This is a genomic window from Bacteroidales bacterium (assembly GCA_018334875.1).
Taxonomy (GTDB): Bacteria; Bacteroidota; Bacteroidia; order Bacteroidales; family UBA12077; genus JAGXLC01.
The window spans coordinates 1-4,336 of sequence record JAGXLC010000343.1 but is presented as its reverse complement, the minus strand read 5'-3'; the positions used below and the strand labels follow the sequence as shown (position 1 = coordinate 4,336).

At 44.3% G+C, this 4,336-nt stretch carries 4 protein-coding genes and 1 tRNA gene; 2 read left to right on the top strand and 3 right to left on the bottom strand.

The window, feature by feature from the left end:
* Window positions 1-2: 2 nt before the first annotated feature.
* The 3 genes from KGY70_17770 to KGY70_17760 all read right to left on the bottom strand — a co-directional run bounded on the left by KGY70_17770 (window position 3) and on the right by KGY70_17760 (window position 2,313).
* Window positions 3-77, bottom strand: a tRNA-Val gene (locus KGY70_17770).
* 304 nt (window positions 78-381) lie between these two features.
* Window positions 382-1,818, bottom strand: coding sequence for a hypothetical protein (locus tag KGY70_17765; protein MBS3777050.1), 1,437 nt, complete (start codon window positions 1,816-1,818; stop codon window positions 382-384).
* 6 nt (window positions 1,819-1,824) lie between these two features.
* On the bottom strand, window positions 1,825-2,313 hold the full coding sequence (locus KGY70_17760; protein ID MBS3777049.1) for a T9SS type A sorting domain-containing protein: 489 nt from the start codon (window positions 2,311-2,313) through the stop codon (window positions 1,825-1,827).
* Between the two features lie 363 nt (window positions 2,314-2,676).
* On the opposite strand from KGY70_17760, the gene KGY70_17755 reads away from it, so the two are divergent.
* Both KGY70_17755 and KGY70_17750 read left to right on the top strand, forming a co-directional pair.
* A complete protein-coding gene (locus KGY70_17755) occupies window positions 2,677-3,468 on the top strand; it encodes a M48 family metallopeptidase (protein MBS3777048.1) in 792 nt (263 codons plus the stop codon).
* A 446-nt stretch (window positions 3,469-3,914) separates the two neighbouring features.
* Window positions 3,915-4,336 (top strand): hypothetical protein (locus KGY70_17750; GenBank protein ID MBS3777047.1); only part of this gene is annotated, 422 nt, incomplete at its 3' end.

The following is a 4,336-nucleotide window of genomic DNA, read 5'->3' as shown; positions in this document are numbered from 1 at the left end:
TGTGGGCGATGATGGATTCGAACCATCGACCCCCTGCTTGTAAGGCAGGTGCTCTGAACCAACTGAGCTAATCGCCCGGATATTTATAGAACGCTGCCCATTTTCCAATTGCAGCGATGCAAATATAAGGCTCTTTTTTTATTCTCAAAAAAAAAGAACCGAAATTTCTTTGCTCCTTTTCAACTTTGTGCTCATTGATCCCGTTTTGCTTTGAACCTTTGCTTCTTCAATTCGTTTTTTCTGTTTTCCGGATCCAATGTCAGTGTCTCTGAGGAAGAAAATCCTCCAGGATGCCGGTGATGCAGCTAGAATAAGTAAAAAAAAGCACCCAGTGGATGAGGATACTGGGTGCTGTGATGAGAAATGGGGGAAGAAGGAGTTCTATTTTTGGCTACTGTCTTCCTCTGGTTTCTCGCGTGTTCCAGCCCGCTCTTGTTTGGGAGTGCTTTCCACACTAATGGGTTGTGCCGGTGACAAGGGTTTTCGAATGTTGTATCCGTACCAGGTACCGGTCGAATAGTCCCCATCAACGGAAACAAACAGATAACCATCCACAAAAGATAAGCTGTGGCCGTTGTCACCATGTTTCAATGCCATTGTCTGCTGCAGGGATCCGGAATGGTCATAAACGTAAACCGTGCGGGAAGAAGCATCCCAGGTGTAGATGTAATCAGGATCCACCGCCACAGCACCATCTCCTCCATAGTTGCCGGATCCGTGGTTGAAGCCTGTGAGGGTTTCAACAAGTTCACCATCGGAAAGCCGGTACTTCTTGAGGGTACCTGAATCAAAGGCATAGATGAACTGGCCGTCGGAGCTCATAGCTGTGCTGGCCTGTTCATAATCATAGAGGTTGGTATAGAGCCTCTCAAACGTACCCTCTTCTATGCTGGTAATCTTGTAGATGTTTCGTTCGTTCCAGTCCGCTTCAAAGCCGCAGCCATAAAAGTACCCGTCGGAGGGATTGTACATGATGCTGCGAAAATCCAGGTCAATGTCATAGGTTGCTACAAACTCCCCGGCAAGAGTATATTTATTGATCCTTCCGTATTGATAATCACCACCGTTGACCGTGTAGTAATGGTCGCCGTCCGAAGCAATGTGCATATTGTGGTTGTAGGGATCATCATCGAACTGGATTTCCAAAGCCGGCTCATGCAAAGGTGCCAGATCCCCGGAACCACCATCTCCTCCTGAATTGGCTTCGCTGATGCCGGGAACAATTACGTAGTTGCTTTTGGAAAGAAACAGGGTATCACCGGTCCCCGATACGGAAAAGGACTGCATCTCATTTTCCGGATCACCGTCCATCTCCTGATCCAGTTTTTTGTTCCAGGCCGATGTATCAGACTCGGTGATTCCGCTGGCTGCCGAAGCACTAAAAAGGGGGTCGGTCTCGGGTAATGATCCGGAGAGACTGTCGGCTGTCCCTGCATGCAGGGCATAAGGAACACTGAGCAGTTGGCTTGTGCCCGTAATCGTATAATCTGTCCCTCCCGCCGGGTCGGTCTCCGTTTTGATGAAATATTTTCCTTCGGCCCAATTGATGTCAGAAAAATCTCCCGAAGAAGTGCCATTACCAATCTCCAGCGTCACCAGGCCATTGGCGTTGGTGGTGGGGCTATGGGTTTCGGTATAGACAACCTCGCCATTCGCCGACCCCTGGAGAATGCTGATCTGTATGCCTATTTGTGCATCCGCAACAAGTGCATCCTGGCTGTCGCGTATCAGTGCCTGATAGCTGATCATTTGCGGGCTCTGGGCCCATGCTGGTACGATGAGTACAATAGCTACGATAAAGGTAAATAGTTGTTTCATAACGAATTATTTTTTTATGATTTTAAAGGTTTTCAGGACCTTTTCATGGTCCGTGACTTTAAGGAAGTAGATGGCAGGCTGAAGGCCATCCATAGAAAGGCTGGTCTGGCTGGAAGCAATCTTCGAGCTTTGAACCAATTTCCCGTTAAGGTTGTAGAGATGATAATAAAGGACTCGCTTGTCTGCCTGTTCCGTTACCAACATCAGAATATCCGAGACGGGATTGGGATAAGCAGAAAAAGTCAGCCTTACGTGATCTGACCCTTCCACGGCCGTTACTACAGTTATTTCATAGGGGATTTGAAGCCCATGGACCAGCGTTCCCATATCAGAGGTATTGGTAAGGTAAACAATCTGTCCGATGGAGTAACTTTTGGAACCCTGGCTTCCTGAGGCATCTCCACCGGAGGCCTGCACCCCCTGCTGAGCATGTAAGCATTCAAAGACAAAACTCAGCAAAAGGGTCAAAGTGAATGTCAAAATCTTGTTTCTCACATTGAATAGGTTTTTGGTTAAACATTAGTGAATCTATAATCCTTCATATAGTAACACGAAAAACCAAAGTTATGTGGGTCAAATCCATCCATTTTTTATTGCAGCAACAGATCATACATCAGAATGTAACCGAAGACAGGTTTGGTTGGTCAGGAAGGAAATTTGTTTATTTTTAATCAATCTGTTTTATCGGTAAATTTAAATCAACCTGAACCAAGATGGAGGATACGTTGTTTTAGGAATACCTATAGAGAATGGATCTGGCGGAAATGGAGAAACAGTTCGGCAACGGATATAAATACCTGACTTAACGATCACTCATGGATCTGATGATGGACCTTTACAACAAAAAACCAACACACGATGCAAAAACTTAAATTCATCAACCTGGCTTTAATATTGTTTCTTATCTCCTGTGGAACGGTACCTCTCTCAGGAAGAAAACAGTTCACTGTTATACCTGCCTCTCAAATGATCTCCCTGGCCAATGACAGTTATGCCCAGGTACTCAAAGAAAACGAGTTGTCAGACAATCAGCAATATATCAATCAGGTAAGAAGGGTGGGGGATCGGGTATCCTCGGCAGTAGAAGAATATTTCAGGAAGGAAGGTTTGGAAGAGCAATTAAAAGGCTACAAATGGGAATTTAATGTGCTCTCATCAGAGGCTATGAATGCCTGGTGCATGCCCGGAGGAAAAATTGCTTTTTATGAGGGCATTATGCCCATATGCCAGGATGACAACGGAGTAGCCGTTGTAATGGCCCATGAAATAGCCCATGCCGTTGCCCGCCATGGCAATGAGCGCATGTCTCAGCAACTATCCGTGCAATTAGGCGGTATGGTACTGACCGAGGCCCTTGAAAAAGAAGAAGAAAAAACGAGAAATCTGGCCCTCACGGCATTTGGGCTGGGAGCCCAGGTTGGCTATCTTCTACCCTACAGCAGGACTCATGAAAGTGAAGCCGATGAACTGGGGTTGTATTTTATGGCCATGGCCAACTATGACCCGAGAGAAGCCCCTGCGTTCTGGAAAAGAATGAAATCTGAGGCAGGCACAGGCCCCCCGGAGTTCCTGTCTACCCACCCCCATCCGGATAACCGGATAAAAAATATGGAAGAGCACATGCCTAAAGCCCTGGAATATTATGAATAAAGGGTAGCAATAGGAGCTCTGGGGTTCGAGCTCTTACCTTCATCAAGGAATAAAGTCCGGATCTTAGGCCAATCAGGCAAAGCAGCAACACCAATGGTCTCCCGCTAAACTGCCGGTTTTACCAATATACCCATCCCGGAAAAAGGCCTATGAGAAAGGCTCCCATCATCTGCAAGGGATTTGCTTACCATAGATTTCACCATCATTTGGCCAACATAATTGATTAAAAAATAAACGATAAAATTTATATCGAAGAAAGGAAGCAACGAAAGGAGGAAGCAACAAAACCCCAACAAGTCATCAACTCATATATTCGCGGGCATTTCATAGGATGGTGATGAAGTTAATATGAAATTTCGTACTTTTATGAAAAACCCTGTAAGCGGCTACTGTTATTCAGAACTCTGTAGTCAGGCAATTCCTGAGTAAATGGATGAAGGACTGATTTGAAACAGAAAATAGGTAAAAGACGCAATGATGAAGAGAATAACCACTCAAATACCATATTTTTATTTGGAGAGATTTTATACTTTACCATTATTCCTATCCAGGCACAAGAGATGAAAAAAGAAATACATTACACCGATCACAAATTCATCCCATTTTATGATTTAAAAAAATTAGGCAACACAGCTGTCTTTCAAGGAAATAAAAAGAAAAAAAATTACTTTGAAGGTTGGTATTTTAAAATGGTTGCCAATGATGGATCATCTGTAATTAGTGTAATTCCGGGAATATCAATTTCCAGTGATGGCAGGGAAAAACATGCCTTTATTCAAATAATAAATGGGATTACCGCTCAAACCAGTTACTACTCATATCCCATTGAAGAATTTTCATTCTCAAAAAAAGAATTTGCCCTAAAAAT